Source organism: Variovorax sp. 01N429 (genome assembly GCF_056399425.1).
In genome coordinates, this window is sequence record NZ_JBFTRG010000012.1 from 140,607 (window position 1) to 154,843 (window position 14,237).

The window sequence follows — 14,237 nt, forward strand, 5'->3', positions numbered from 1 at the left end:
CCCTCGTGAAACACCGCGGAACCGGCTTCGCCGGGCCGCCGGTGTTGCCCCCGGCAGGGGGTGGAGAGCGACACGAAGTGCGCGAGCCTGGGGGCGAGTCAAAATACCCCATGCTCGCCAAGTTCACGGGATGGGGATTGCTGGCCATGATCAGGTTGCTCACCGGCGCACAAGCGCGCTGGTGGGGTTGCCCTCCGAAGGCCGAGCAGCGCATCTACTTCGCCAACCATCAAAGCCATCTGGACCTCGTCATGATCTGGGCTGCGCTGCCCGAAGAGCTGCGCAGCATCACGCGCCCCATCGCAGCGCGCGATTACTGGGCCACGACACCCTTCAAGCGCTGGATCACGACCGAAGTCTTCAATGCCATCTACGTCGAAAGAGGCGGCGGCCCTGCGACCGTGCCGCCCGCGCCACCGGCGCCCATGCAGCCCGAACGCATCGAGCCCTCGTTCGACGTTGCGCCACCTTCGCCCGTCGAGCCTGTCGCCGAGCCGTGGTCGGTTCAAGCCGAGTTGCCGCTCGCCCAGCCTGCCGCAAGCCCAGAGCCGCCCAGCATCCCGCCCGGAAGCGCAGAGGCGCTGGCGCCGCTGCAACCGCTGATCGACGCGCTTCAAAGCGGTGACTCGATCATCATTTTTCCCGAGGGCACACGCGGCCACACTGGCGAGCCGCAAAAATTCAAGTCAGGCCTTTTCACGCTGGCCCAGATGTTTCCTGACGTGGTGCTGGTGCCGGCATGGATTGACAATGTGCAGCGCGTAATGCCAAAGGGCGAAGTGGTTCCGGTGCCTATCCTTTGCTCTGTCACTTTTGGCGCGCCAATCGGGCTTGAAGAAGGCGAGGAGCGTCGTCCCTTTCTCGACCGCGCTCGCGGTGCCGTGATTGCGCTGCGAGATGTCTAGATGAACGAATACCTTCGAAACCTCTCATCGACCCATCAGGTCGCCGCCCTCTTCTTCATTGTTTTCGGTCTGCTGTTCGTGGTGAGTACCGCGGCGTTCATGCTGACTTTCAGGGAGCAGCGCAATCCGATGCACAACGAGGTCTGGCAGCGCGAGCTTCGGCATTTCCGCTCGCTGCTGCGAACGACCTGGGTGATGGTGGTCGTGTTCTGGATCGGATGGGCGCTGGGCGAAACTGTTGCGACCTTGCTATTTGCGATCATTTCCTTCCTCGCGCTGCGGGAGTTCATCACTTTGTCGCCGACGCGGCGGGGCGATCACCGCAGCCTGATCCTGGCCTTCTTTGTCGTGCTGCCGATCCAGTTCTGGTTGGTCGCGACGGCGCACTTCGATCTGTTCACGGTGTTCATCCCGGTCTATGTCTTCCTTGCGATTCCGGTGGTCAGTGCGCTGGCAGACGATCCGAGCCACTTTCTCGAACGCAATGCCAAGCTGCAGTGGGGAATCATGGTCTGTGTCTATGGCATGAGCCATGTGCCGGCGCTGCTGCTGTTGTCGTTCTCGGGCTACGAGGGCAAAAATGCCTTTCTGGTGTTCTACCTGGTGTTCGTGGTGCAGACATGCATGCTGGTGCAGCATCTGGTGTCGCGAAGAAAATCGATGCCCCCAGCGGGCGAACCCATGCCTGAGCCTCCGAAGGGCTGGCTGGGTGCCATCAGGCGCCGGTTGTTCTTTCAGCCGCCGGTCGCGCCCCATGTGAGCCGCAGCTTCAACTGGACGAGTTGGGCGCTGGGCATGATCATCGCGAGCTTTGTGGGCGCGCTGTTCTCGTTCATCACGCCATTCAAGTACGGCCAGGCGCTCGCGATGTCGTTGATCGCTTGCGTGGCGGGCTCGATGGGCCATCTGGTGATGAAGGCGCTGAAGCGCGATCGCGGGATCCCGAACTGGGGGCAGCGGGGTGTCGGCGTCACCGGGGCCAACGGTCTCCTGGATCGCGTCGATGCACTTTGCTTTGCAGCACCGGTGTTCTTCCACGCCGTTCGCTGGTATTTCAACGCGTGAGCATCGAATGCGCATCCTAGGTATCGACCCCGGTCTGCAAACGACGGGCTTCGGCGTGGTCGACGTGGACGGCCATTCGCTGCGCTATGTGGCGAGCGGAACCATCAGCACCCGTCATCTGACAAAGGGCGAGTTGCCGACGCGGCTCAAGGTGCTCTTCGACGGCATTGGCGAAATCAACGAACGCTACAAGCCGGATGCGGCTGCGGTGGAGATCGTGTTCGTCAACGTGAATCCACAATCGACCCTATTGTTGGGACAGGCGCGGGGCGCGTGCTTGACGGCACTGGTCACCTGCAATCTCACGGTGGCCGAGTACACGGCGCTGCAGATGAAGCAGGCTGTCGCGGGGCACGGACGCGCTGCCAAGGCGCAGGTGCAGGAGATGGTGAAGCGGCTGCTTCAATTGCCGGGTGTGCCGGGCAGCGACGCTGCGGATGCGCTAGGTATCGCCATCACGCATGCGCATGTGGGGAGCTCGATGGCGCGACTCGGGCAGGCTACTGTGCTTTCTCGGAGTACGAGTGGGATGTATCGGCAGGGGCGGACTCGGTAGGAGCGGACTCGGTAGGGCTGCGCTTGATGTTGTTGAGGGGCCTTGTTGGGGGCCGCCCGGTATGCCCTGTGGGCTGTGGCGACCCCGCTGCGCCGGTCCTTCGGACTTCCCTGCAGTGCTCGACTCAGGCGGGGTCCGCGTGAAACTCGCTGCGCTCAGACACACGCGGCCCTGATCCGCCTGAGTCTCCGCGCTTCGGCGGCGCAGAAGGGTCGCCACAGCCCACAGGGCATACCGGGCTCAGTGGTTGTGCGGCCGATGCGCGCGTCTCGAACGTCCACGGCATGCCAGCTGGTCACAGCCACGGCGGCGGACCAATCACCCCCACCTTACCGGCGGAGGCGGGCGGTGTGCCCTGGGCCGGCCGTTGAGGCACCGCCGAGCAGCGCAGCGGTACGCGGATCAGGGCTCGCGACTGTTTGAGCCGAAGGCGAGTTTGAGCGGGACCCCGCGTACCGCGAGCAGCGCAGGGAAGCCGCGCAGCGGCCGGTGACGTCGGCCGGCCCAGGGCACACCGCCCGCCTCCGCCAACCCCAACCCAAATCCCTAAAACACCCGTTCAGCAATCAACACAGCAAAGAATCCAAACGCCGCGAGCAAGGTCCATTTAAGAACGATCCATCCGAACCGCCGGTACTTCACCTGCCCAGTCCCCGCATAAAAAGCGAACGAGGCCCCGGCCACCAACAGAAGCAACAGGATGGCCCAGCGAAACAGCAGCATCTGCGCTTCTTGCTACCAGGCGCGGGCGACTTCGGTAAACCCGACCGGCGCGCGTCGCTCGTCGTCGAAGGTCACGATTTCGTGCGCATCGTCGTGCGCCAAAAGCTCGCGCAGGAGCTTGTTGTTGAGTGCGTGACCCGAACGGAAGGCACTGTAGGCCGCGAGCAATGGCTGCCCGATGACGTAGAGATCGCCCATGGCATCGAGGATCTTGTGTTTGACGAACTCGTCGTCGTAACGCAGGCCACCCGCATTCAGCACCTTGGTGTCATCCATCACGATCGCGTTGTCGAGACCACCGCCGAGGGCCAGCCCCTTCGAGCGCATGTACTCGACCTCCTTGGTGAACCCGAACGTCCGGGCGCGCGCGATGTCGCGGCTGTACGAGCCGCTGCCCAGGTCGAATTCGACGCGCTGCCCGGTCGAGTTCACGACGCGATGGTCGAAGTCGATCTCGAAGCTGAGCTTGAACCCGTGATACGGCTCCAGGCGCGCCCACTTTTCGTCGGGGCCTTCGCCTTCGCGAACCTCGACCATTCGCGTCACGCGAATGAAGCGGCGAGCCGCGCTCTGCAACTCGATGCCTGCGCTCTGCAGCAGAAAAACAAAGGACGACGCCGAGCCGTCGAGGATCGGCACCTCGTCGGCCGTGATGTCGATCAGCAAGTTGTCGATACCCAGGCCGGCGCAGGCCGACATCAGATGCTCGACCGTTTGCACCTTGGCGCCGCGCGAAGACACGGTGGATGCAAGCCGCGTGTCCGTGACCGCCTCGGCAGTCATCGGAATCTCGACCGGCTCGGGCAGGTCCACGCGCCGGAACACGATGCCGTGGTTCACCGGCGCCGGGCGAAGCGTGAGCTCCACGCGTTGTCCGCTGTGGAGTCCGACGCCGACCGCGCGCGTGATCGATTTGAGGGTACGTTGTGGAAGCACGGGCGCGATTTTAGGAGCGCGAGACGTCCGGCGTACCGCCCGCCTCGCTATGTCCCCGATAGCTTCCACTGCCGCCCCATCAATCCGCCTGACGGCGCAGGAAGGCGGGGATCTCGAAATCGTCCATGCCGCCCGACGACAGCGCGTCCACCTTGGCGGCGGCCATCGTGCGGTTGGTACGCCACACACTGGGCACTGCCATGCCGTCGTAGTTCGGCTGGCCGGCCGCATGGCCCACACCGCCGCCGAGCGTCGGAACGGTGAACGGGATGTTGTCGGTGCCAGTGCGGATCACCTCCAGCGTCGGCGCCTGACGACGAGCATCCTGGCGCGAGAGGCCGGTTGCAACCACGGTCACGCGCATCTCGTCACCGAGGTTGTCGTCGTAGGCGGCGCCGTAGATCACATGCGCGTCGGGCGAGGCATAGGCGCGGATCGTGTTCATCGCCAGCTTCGATTCGCTCAGCTTCAGCGATCCCTTCGATGCCGTCACCAGCACCAGCACGCCCTTGGCGCCGGACAGGTCGATGCCCTCCAGCAGCGGGCAGGCCACCGCCTGCTCGGCGGCGATGCGGGCGCGATCCGGGCCGCTGGCCGCAGCCGTGCCCATCATGGCCTTGCCGGGTTCGCCCATCACGGTGCGCACGTCTTCGAAGTCGACGTTCACGCCGCCGTACTCGTTGATGATTTCCGAAATGCCGCCGACGGCGTTCTTCAGCACATCATTGGCATGCGCGAAGGCCTCGTCCTGCGTGACGTCCTCGCCCAGCACGTCGAGCAGCTTCTCGTTGAGCACAACGATCAGCGAATCGACGTTGGCTTCGAGTTCCGCCAGGCCGGAGTCGGCGTTCGTCATGCGACGGCCGCCTTCCCAGTCGAAAGGCTTGGTCACCACGCCCACCGTGAGAATGCCCATTTCCTTCGCGACCCGCGCGATCACGGGCGCGGCGCCCGTGCCCGTGCCGCCGCCCATGCCGGCAGTGATGAACAGCATGTGCGCGCCCGCGATCGATTCGCGGATGTCGTCGACTGCCGCCTCCGCCGCATCGCGACCCTTCTCCGGCTTGCTTCCGGCGCCCAGCCCGTTGGTGCCGAGCTGGATGGTCTTGTGCGCATTGCTGCGCGACAGCGCCTGTGCGTCGGTGTTCGCGCAGACAAACTGAACGCCCTGTACGCCGCGCTCGATCATGTGCGCGACGGCGTTGCCGCCGCCTCCGCCCACGCCGATCACTTTGATCTGCGTTCCCTGGTTGAACTCTTCGATCTCGATCATTTCGATAGCCATGTTCTGACTCCTTGAATATGCAGTTGCCATGTTTATGAATAAATTTGTTGTTGGAACCGTGAACGATGAAAGGGTGGCCCGGTTCTTCGCCATCGCTCGTTGAAATGAAGGGGCGGCCCGGCACGCGCCAACCAGAGTGATGCGCCATTCATAGCGAAGCTCCCATTCCAGGAACGCCGCGGCTCCGCCGGGCCGCCGGCGTTGCCCCCTTGAAGGGGGTGTGCGGCCACACGCAGTGGGCAAGCATGGGGGTCATCAAAAGTTCCCCACGATGAAGTCCTTGAAGCGGCCGAAAGCGGTCTTGACCGACCCGTTCTTCTGCGCCACCTTGAATCCGCGCAAACGCGCATAACGCGCTTCTTCGAGCAAACCCATCACGGTCGCCGCACGCGGTTGTGCAACCATGTCAGACAACGCGCTTGAATACTTCGGAATACCGCGCCGAACCGGCTTCAGGAAGATGTCTTCGCCCAGTTCGACCATGCCCGGCATCACCGCACTGCCGCCGGTGAGCACCACGCCCGAAGACAACACCTCTTCGTAGCCCGACTCGCGAATCACCTGCTGGACCAGCGAGAAGATTTCCTCGATGCGCGGCTCGATCACGCCGGCCAGCGCCTGCTTGCTGAGCAAGCGCGGACCGCGGTCGCCAAGGCCGGGCACTTCGACCTGCGTATCCGGGTCGGCCAGCAGTTGCTTGGCATAGCCGTTCTCGACCTTGATGTCCTCGGCGTCCTTGGTCGGCGTGCGCAACGCCATCGCGATGTCGCTGGTGATGAGATCGCCGGCGATCGGAATCACAGCCGTATGGCGAATCGCGCCGTTGGTGAAAATCGCGACGTCGGTCGTGCCGGCGCCGATGTCGACCAGCACCACGCCGAGTTCGCGCTCGTCCTCAGTCAGGACGGCCTGGCTAGAAGCGAGCGGGTTCAGCATCAGCTGGTCGACTTCCAGCCCGCAGCGCCGCACGCACTTGATGATGTTTTCAGCCGCGCTCTGGGCGCCGGTCACGATGTGCACCTTGGCTTCGAGGCGCATGCCGCTCATGCCAATCGGCTCCTTCACGTCCTGGCCGTCGATCACGAATTCTTGCGGCTCCACCAGCAGCAGCCGCTGGTCGCTGGAAATGTTGATCGCACGCGCCGTCTCGACCACCCGTGCGACATCGGCGGGCGTGACTTCCTTGTCCTTGACCGCCACCATACCGCTCGAATTGATGCCTCGGATGTGGCTGCCGGTGATGCCGGTGTAGACGCGGCTGATCTTGCAGTCGGCCATCAGTTCGGCCTCCTTGAGCGCCTGCTGGATGCTCTGCACGGTGGCGTCGATGTTCACCACCACGCCACGCTTGAGCCCGTTGCTGGGCGCAATGCCCAGCCCCGCCAGCTTGAGCTCGCCGTTGGACAGCACCTCGGCAACCACCGCCATCACCTTGGCAGTGCCGATGTCTAGCCCGACGACGAGATCTTTGTAATCTTTGGACATGAAGCTTCCTCTGTTCGCTCTCTCTTGCTGCTCTACTTTTTCTTCAGGTCGGGAACGACCGTGGTGACGCCGCGCAGCCGCAGCGCATACCCTTCGTTGTGCCGAAGATCGGCGCCCTCGACCGCCGCCATCGTTCTTCCGTACTGGCTCGCCACCGGCGTCACTGTGCGCAGAAAACGCTGCGTACGCGCCACCACTTCTTCGCCTCGCCCGCGCCCGAGTTCGACCGTCGCACCGGTATCGAGCGTCACGCGCCAGCTCCCGCGACTCGACAGCGACAGCGCGTCGATCGAGAGGTCATAGGGCTGGAACAGCGGCGCCAGCACGCGGTACATGCCAAGCACCTGTCCGGCCTGTTCGGCCGGACCATCGAGGTGCGGCAGGTCGTCATCGACTTCGGCCACGTTGGCTTCGAACACTTCGCCGAAGCCATTGATCAGCTTGGACTCGGCTTCGTCGCCCCAATGTGCAACAGGCTGGTGCTCGGTGAGCGTCACGCGCAGCTTGTTGGGAAACTCGCGCCGCACGACCGCCTTGCGCACCCACGGAACCGATTCGAAAGCCGTGCGCGCGCGCGAGAGGTCGACCGTGAAGAAATTGCCGGCCAGTTGCGGCGCCACGTTGGCGCGCAGCGTCACCGCGTTGTTGTGCGTGACTTCGCCATCGACCTTGATGCCCGAGAGCGGAAAGAAGGGCTGGCGCAGCACCCACCACGCACCCGCCGCCAGCAGCATGAGCGAGAACAGCGCGAACACCAGGCTCGCGGTCACGTTCATGAGCTTGACGTCGAAGGGCGCGGGGATGCTATTGGTCATGCCGCTCCTTCGTCTCTGGCCGGTTTCGAATCGAGAGTCGCCGTAGCCAGCACACGCACGCAAAGCTCTTCATAGGAGATGCCGGCCGCCCGCGCCGACATGGGCACGAGCGAGTGGCTCGTCATCCCGGGCGACGTGTTCATTTCCAGCAGGAAGGCCTTGCGGTCGCTGGCCCTGATCATCAGGTCGGCGCGACCCCAACCGCGGCAGCCGAGCTGGTGATAGGCGGCCAGCGTGATGCGTCGGATCTCCTGCTCTTCGTCGGCAGGCAGGCCACTCGGGCAGTGGTACTTGACGTCGTCCGTGAAGTACTTGTTCTGGTAGTCGTACGCGCCCTCGGGTGCGGCGATGCGCACCACGGGCATCGCCACTGCATCGAGGCCGCTGCCGAGCACTGCGCAGGTGACTTCCTCGCCTTCGATGAACTCTTCACACAGCACATCCGAGTCGTACCGCACCGAGAGCGACACCGCATCCTGCATCTGCCTGTCCACGTCATTTGGACCCATCACCTTGGTCACGCCGATGGACGAACCTTCGCGCGGCGGTTTGACGATCAGCGGCAGGCCAAGCACATCCGGCACTGCGTTGATCTGCTCGCGGCTCTGCTGGTCAAAGGCCAGGCGAACATAGCGCGGCGTCGGCAGGCCGTCAGCCTCCCAGATGCGCTTGGTCATGACCTTGTCCATCGCCACGCTCGACGCCATCACGCCAGAGCCGGTGTATGGAATGCCAAGGAGTTCGAGCGCGCCCTGCACCGTGCCGTCTTCTCCATGCCGGCCATGCAGCACGACGAAGCAACGCGCGAAGCCTTCGCGCTTGAGCTCGACCAGCTCGCGCTCGGACGGATCGAAGGCATGCGCATCGACGCCTTGCGAAAGCAGCGCATCCAATACACCCGTTCCCGACATGATCGAGACTTCGCGCTCGGCCGAACTGCCGCCGAACAACACGGCCACCTTGCCGAAGGATTTTGGATCAATCACGTTCACAGTCCACTCCCCTTTCGAGCAACCTGCTCGGACTTGCCGGACGCCATCGCGCCGAGTTCAACCACTTTTGCTGGCACCGCGCCGATCGAGCCAGCCCCCATGCAGATCACCACGTCGCCTTCGCGCGCGTTGTCCAGGATGGCTTGCGGCATGGCGCCGATCTCATCGACGAACACCGGCTCGACCTTGCCGGCCACGCGCAATGCGCGGGCGAGCGAGCGACCATCGGCGGCCACGATCGGCGGCTCGCCGGCCGCATAGACCTCGCCGAGCAGCACGGCGTCCGCCTGGCCGATGACCTTGACGAAATCCTCGAAGCAATCGCGCGTTCGCGTGAAGCGGTGCGGCTGAAAAGCAAGCACCAAGCGGCGGCCCGGAAATGCACCCCGAGCGGCGGCAATGGTCGCGGCCATCTCCACGGGGTGATGACCGTAGTCGTCGATCAGCGTGAAGCTGCCGGCGCCGGCCTCGCCCCGCGCAGGCACTTCGCCGTAACGCTGGAAGCGCCGCCCCACACCCTTGAAGTCGGCGAGCCCGCGCTGCACGGCCTCGTCCGGCACATTGAGTTCGACGGCCACGGCGATGACCGACAGCGCATTGCGCACGTTGTGCTCGCCCGGCAAATTCAGCACGATGTCCAGGTCCGGCAGCGTGACGCCGTTGCGGCGCTGCGCAGTGAAGTGCATCTGCGAGCCGACGGCCCGCACGTTGACTGCACGCACCTGCGCGTCCTCGCTGAAGCCATAGCTCGTGACGGGGCACGACACCTCGGTCACGATCTCTCGCACCGCCGGATCATCGGTACACAAGATCGCCACGCCATAGAAAGGCATGCGATGCAGGAAGTCGACGAAAGCCTTCTTGAGCTTCGCGAAGTCGTGCCCGTAGGTCTCCATGTGGTCGGCGTCGATGTTCGTGACCACGGCCATGACCGGCAGCAGGTTCAGGAACGACGCATCGGATTCGTCCGCCTCGACCACGATGTAGTCGCCACTGCCGAGCTGCGCGTTGGCGCCCGCGCTGTTGAGACGACCGCCGATGACGAAGGTCGGATCGAGCCCCGCAGCCGCGAGCACGCTCGCCACGAGGCTGGTCGTCGTGGTCTTGCCGTGCGTGCCAGCGATGGCGATGCCCTGCTTGAGGCGCATCAGCTCGGCCAGCATCAGCGCGCGCGGCACCACGGGGATGCGCTTCTCGCGCGCAGCCACGACCTCGGGGTTGTGCGCGTGCACGGCGGTCGAGGTGACGACGGCGTCCGCGCCGGCGATGTGCGCGGCGTCGTGTCCGACGTAGGTCGCGATGCCGAGACCGGCCAGGCGCCGCAGCGTCGCACTGTCGGCGAGGTCTGAGCCCGAGATCTTGTAGCCGAGGTTGAGCAGCACCTCGGCAATGCCGCTCATGCCGGAGCCGCCGACACCCACGAAATGAATATGCCGGATCGCATGCTTCATGAGCGGCCTCCGCGGCTGAGTTCTTCGCACGCGCGGACCACGGCATCTACCGCCTCGGTCTTGCGCATCGTCTGGGCCTTCAAGGCCCGTTGCAGGAGCGCGTCGCGCCCGGTTTTCTGTAGCAAGTCGGCCAACAATTCTGGGGTGAGTTCGGACTGTTGAACGAGCCAGCCACCACCCGCGTCGACAAGAAAGCGCGCATTGGTGGTCTGGTGGTCGTCCACAGCGGAGGGGAAAGGCACGAACAGCGCTGCTGCGCCGACGGCCGCGATTTCGGTGACGGTGCTCGCGCCGGCACGCGCGACGATCAAGTCGGCATCGGCGTACGCGCGGGCGGTGTCTTCGATGAAAGGTGTGAGTTCGCCGTCGACGCCGGCCGCTGCATAGTTGGCGCGGAGTTCGTCGATCTGCTTCGCGCCGCTCTGGTGCGTCACCTTCGGGCGTTGCGTGGGCGCGATCATGGCCAATGCTTTCGGCACCACCGCATTGAGCGCCTTCGCGCCCAGGCTGCCGCCGACGACCAGCAGTCGCAGCGGACCGGTACGGCCCGCGAAACGCTCGGCAGGTTCGCCCTGCGCTGCAAATGCCGCGCGCAACGGATTGCCGACCCACTGCGCCTTCTTCAGCACATTCGGAAAAGCGGTGAAGACGCGATCGGCCACGCTCGCAAGCAGTTTGTTGGCAAGTCCCGCCACGGAGTTCTGCTCGTGGAGCACCAGCGGCTTGCCCAGCAGCACGCTCATCATTCCACCCGGAAAGGTGATGTAGCCACCCAGGCCCACCACCACATCGGGCTTCACACGCCGCACGACACCGATGCTCTGCCAGAAGGCGCGCAGCAGTCGCATCGGCAGCAGGGCGAGCGTGACGGGACCCTTGCCACGCACACCGCCGAACTGCACGGGCTCGAAGGCGAAGCCACGCGGCGGTACAAGCTGGTGCTCCATGCTGCCGGGCACGCCGAGCCAGTGCACGCGCCAGCCGCGCTCACGCAATGCTTCGGCCACGGCGAGCCCCGGGAAGATGTGCCCACCCGTGCCACCAGCCATGACGAGTGCCGTCCTGCTCATACTCGCCCTCCGCGCATGAGGACGCGGTTCTCGTAATCAATGCGCAACACGACGGCCAGCGCAATGACATTCATCAAGATGGCCGAGCCGCCGAAACTCATCAGCGGCAGGGTCAGCCCCTTGGTCGGCAACGCGCCCAGGTTCACACCCATATTGATGAATGTCTGGAAGCCCATCCAGATGCCGACGCCCTGTGCCACGAGCCCCGAGAAGACGCGATCGAGCGCAATTGCCTGACGGCCGATGTGCATGATCCGGCGCGTGAGCCACAGGAACAGCGCAATGGCGAGCAACACGCCCACGAGACCGAATTCCTCGCCGATCACCGCCAGCAGAAAATCGGTGTGCGCCTCGGGCAGCCAGTGCAATTTTTCGACGCTGCCGCCCAGCCCGACCCCGAAGACTTCGCCGCGCCCGATCGCGATCAGCGAATGCGAAAGCTGGTAGCCCTTGCCGAGCGCGTGTTCTTCGCTCCAGGGGTCGAGGTAGGCAAAGATGCGTTCGCGCCGCCAGGGACTGGTCGCCACGATCGTGCCGAAGGCGACCACCACCAGGGTAGCGATCACGAAGAACATGCGCGCGTTCACACCGCCCAGGAACAGGATGCCCATCGCGATCACTGCGATCACCATGAAGGCGCCCATGTCCGGCTCGGCCATTACGAGCATGCCGACCACGACCACGGCAATGCCCATGGGCAGCACGGCGCGGAAGAAGCGCTCCTTGATCTCCATCTTGCGCACCATGTAGCTGGCCGCATAGAGAACCATCGCGAACTTGGCCAATTCCGAGGGCTGGAAACGCATGATGCCGAGCGGCAGCCAACGGCGCGCACCATTGACGTTGATGCCCAGGTGCGGAATCAGCACGGCCACCAGCAGCAACAGCGACGCCACGAAGAGCCACGGCGCCGTCCTCTCCCAGGTCTTCATCGGAATCTGGAAGGTCAGCAAGCCAGCGACGAATGCGACCACCAGCGATGCCGCGTGCCGCGAGATGAAGTAGGTCGGGCTGTAACCGGCGCGCGCGAAGCGCGGGTTGTCCGGCAATGCGATCGACGCCGAATACACCATCACCAGACCCCACGCCAGGAGCGCGACGGTGACCCACACCAGCGCCTGGTCGAATCCCAGCACGCGCACCGGCGCTGCCTTCGTCTGCGTCATGCCCGCGTTCCCGAGACGCACGGGCAAGTGCATCGGCAATGCGTCGATGCCGCTCTTGGCGCGGCTGAACCAGCCGGCGAAGCGGCTGGCCTTGCCTGAAGTGCCGGAGGTGGCGGACGTCGTGCTCACGCAGGCCCCCCGTCGGCGAGCGCCTGCACGGCGTCGCAGAACACCGTCGCGCGATGCGCGTAGTCCTTGAACATGTCGAAGCTCGCGCAGGCCGGCGAGAGCAGCACCGCATCGCCGGGCTGCGCGAGACTGGCGGCCAGCGTCACGGCCTCGGGCAAAGAGGCGGCGGCTTGCATCGAGACGCCTGTGGACGCCAATGCGGCTTCGATGATCGGCGCGTCGCGGCCGATCAGCACCACGGCGCGTGCATATTGGCGCACCGGCTCTGCAAGCGGCGCAAAGTCCTGTCCCTTGCCCTCGCCGCCGAGGATGACCACCACGCGGCGCTCCTCGCCAAGCCCAATCAACGCGGCGACGGTCGCTCCTACGTTGGTTCCCTTGCTGTCATCGAAGTACTCGACCTCGTTGATGATCGCCACCGGTTCGACGCGGTGCGGCTCGCCGCGGTATTCGCGCAAGCCGTAGAGCATCGGCGCAAGCTGGCAGCCTGCCGCCGTCGCAAGCGCGAGTGACGCCAGCGCATTGAGCGCGTTGTGCCGGCCACGGATGCGCAGCGCATCGGCGGGCATCAGGCGCTGGAAGTGGATCTCCTCTTCCTCGACGGCGGCACCGCGCTTGCGCTTCTGGGTCTCGTCCGCTTCGAGCGCGCGCACCAGCCATGCCATGCCGTTGACGCGCTCGATGCCGTAGTCGCCCGGCCGTGTCGGCATGTCGCCGCCGAAGGTGACGATGCTTCGTGCGGTCTGGCCGCGGGCCAGCTTGACGGCCGCCGGCCGCATGGCCATCACGGCTTCGTCGTCGCGGTTCAGCAGCATCACTCCTTGCTTGCCGAAGATGCGAGCCTTGGCTGCGACATAGGCCGCCATGTCGCCGTGCCAGTCCAGATGGTCCTGGGTTACGTTCAGCACCGTGGCTGCGGTCGGTTCGAAACCTTGCGCGCCATCGAGTTGAAAGCTCGACAACTCCAGCACCCAGACATCCGGCAGCGTGTCCGCGTCCATGCGCTCTGAAAGGGTGTCGAGCAAGGTCGGGCCAATGTTGCCGGCCACGGCGACCGACTTGCCAGCGCGCTCGACCAATTGGCCGGTGAGTGCGGTGACGGTCGTCTTGCCGTTCGTGCCGGTGATCGCCAGCACCGCGGGTGTGTAGCCCTTGGGCGCCGGTGGCGGAACGATGACCGGTGCCGGTGCGGGCGAATCGTCGTCCTCGTCGGCCGCCTCGGTGTCGGGCTGCTGCGTCTCCGGCTCCGTCGACGGGGCCGCCTCGGGCAGGGTCGCAGGCTCTGCGACTTCTAAGCCTTCTGCAACTTCGGCAATGCGCAAATCCGCAAGAGCGTGCGCGAAGAGATCCAGTTCCCCGCCAACATGCAGCCCCATCGCGCGCGCCGCATCGAGCACCGAAGCAATTGACGCCGGCGAGAGACCGGGGGAGCGATACACCGCGCGCACGGAAGTACCTTGGACCAGCGAAGCCGCCAAAGGTCCTCCAACGAATTGCGCTTCGGGAATTTCTTCGCGCAACATGGCGAGTTGCGGCGGCGTCTCGCGCGTGTCCGCCACGGTGATCTTCGCGCCGTGACGCGCACACCAGCGCGCCATCGCCAGGCCGGACGCACCGAGGCCCATGATCAGGACGTGAAGGTCTTGGAGATGCCGCATC

At 65.0% G+C, this 14,237-nt stretch carries 13 protein-coding genes; 3 read left to right on the plus strand and 10 right to left on the minus strand.

The genetic code is table 11. The features are described 5' to 3' along the window. The first annotated feature begins 110 nt into the window (after positions 1-110). The 3 genes from AC1DSF_RS21205 to ruvC are packed head-to-tail and all read left to right on the plus strand — an operon-like array spanning position 111 to position 2,526. A complete protein-coding gene (locus tag AC1DSF_RS21205) occupies positions 111-905 on the plus strand; it encodes a lysophospholipid acyltransferase family protein (protein ID WP_478126315.1) in 795 nt (264 codons plus the stop codon). Continuing rightward, the gene (locus AC1DSF_RS21210) at positions 906-1,970 is read left to right on the plus strand and encodes a phosphatidate cytidylyltransferase (RefSeq protein ID WP_478183388.1); all 1,065 of its coding nucleotides are present in this window, start codon (positions 906-908) and stop codon (positions 1,968-1,970) included. Between the two features lie 7 nt (positions 1,971-1,977). Further along, positions 1,978-2,526 (plus strand): crossover junction endodeoxyribonuclease RuvC, encoded by a 549-nt coding sequence (ruvC, locus tag AC1DSF_RS21215; RefSeq protein ID WP_478126001.1) that lies wholly within the window; start codon positions 1,978-1,980, stop codon positions 2,524-2,526. A 546-nt stretch (positions 2,527-3,072) separates the two neighbouring features. Here ruvC and AC1DSF_RS21220 read toward each other — a convergent pair. The 10 genes from AC1DSF_RS21220 to murD all read right to left on the minus strand — a co-directional run bounded on the left by AC1DSF_RS21220 (position 3,073) and on the right by murD (position 14,236). Beyond that, positions 3,073-3,249, minus strand: a complete 177-nt coding sequence (locus tag AC1DSF_RS21220) for a hypothetical protein (protein WP_478126000.1) — start codon at positions 3,247-3,249, stop codon at positions 3,073-3,075. A gap of 12 nt (positions 3,250-3,261) precedes the next feature. After that, positions 3,262-4,185, minus strand: a complete 924-nt coding sequence (gene lpxC / locus AC1DSF_RS21225) for a UDP-3-O-acyl-N-acetylglucosamine deacetylase (RefSeq protein WP_478125999.1) — start codon at positions 4,183-4,185, stop codon at positions 3,262-3,264. A gap of 79 nt (positions 4,186-4,264) precedes the next feature. Then, a complete protein-coding gene (gene ftsZ / locus AC1DSF_RS21230) occupies positions 4,265-5,470 on the minus strand; it encodes a cell division protein FtsZ (RefSeq protein ID WP_478125998.1) in 1,206 nt (401 codons plus the stop codon). Positions 5,471-5,725: 255 nt separating this feature from the next. Further along, positions 5,726-6,955 carry a cell division protein FtsA gene (gene ftsA, locus AC1DSF_RS21235; RefSeq protein ID WP_478104541.1) on the minus strand — a complete coding sequence of 410 codons (1,230 nt, stop codon included), beginning with the start codon at positions 6,953-6,955 and terminating at the stop codon, positions 5,726-5,728. Positions 6,956-6,987: 32 nt separating this feature from the next. Next, complete coding sequence (locus AC1DSF_RS21240) at positions 6,988-7,770, minus strand: cell division protein FtsQ/DivIB (RefSeq protein WP_478183389.1); 783 nt, start codon at positions 7,768-7,770, stop codon at positions 6,988-6,990. Continuing rightward, entirely contained in the window at positions 7,767-8,762 is a 996-nt protein-coding gene (locus AC1DSF_RS21245) for a D-alanine--D-alanine ligase (RefSeq protein ID WP_478125996.1), read from the minus strand. Before AC1DSF_RS21245 ends, AC1DSF_RS21240 begins: the two co-directional genes overlap by 4 nt. After that, positions 8,759-10,213: a UDP-N-acetylmuramate--L-alanine ligase gene (murC, locus tag AC1DSF_RS21250; RefSeq protein WP_478183390.1), complete on the minus strand. Its 1,455-nt coding sequence runs from the start codon at positions 10,211-10,213 to the stop codon at positions 8,759-8,761. The genes AC1DSF_RS21245 and murC overlap by 4 nt, the downstream gene beginning before the upstream one ends. Next, on the minus strand, positions 10,210-11,283 hold the full coding sequence (gene murG, locus AC1DSF_RS21255; RefSeq protein WP_478183391.1) for an undecaprenyldiphospho-muramoylpentapeptide beta-N-acetylglucosaminyltransferase: 1,074 nt from the start codon (positions 11,281-11,283) through the stop codon (positions 10,210-10,212). The genes murC and murG overlap by 4 nt, the downstream gene beginning before the upstream one ends. Next, positions 11,280-12,578 carry a putative lipid II flippase FtsW gene (gene ftsW, locus AC1DSF_RS21260; protein ID WP_478125993.1) on the minus strand — a complete coding sequence of 433 codons (1,299 nt, stop codon included), beginning with the start codon at positions 12,576-12,578 and terminating at the stop codon, positions 11,280-11,282. The genes murG and ftsW overlap by 4 nt, the downstream gene beginning before the upstream one ends. Continuing rightward, positions 12,575-14,236 carry a UDP-N-acetylmuramoyl-L-alanine--D-glutamate ligase gene (murD, locus tag AC1DSF_RS21265; protein ID WP_478183392.1) on the minus strand — a complete coding sequence of 554 codons (1,662 nt, stop codon included), beginning with the start codon at positions 14,234-14,236 and terminating at the stop codon, positions 12,575-12,577. The genes ftsW and murD overlap by 4 nt, the downstream gene beginning before the upstream one ends. Between the last annotated feature and the right edge of the window lies 1 nt (position 14,237).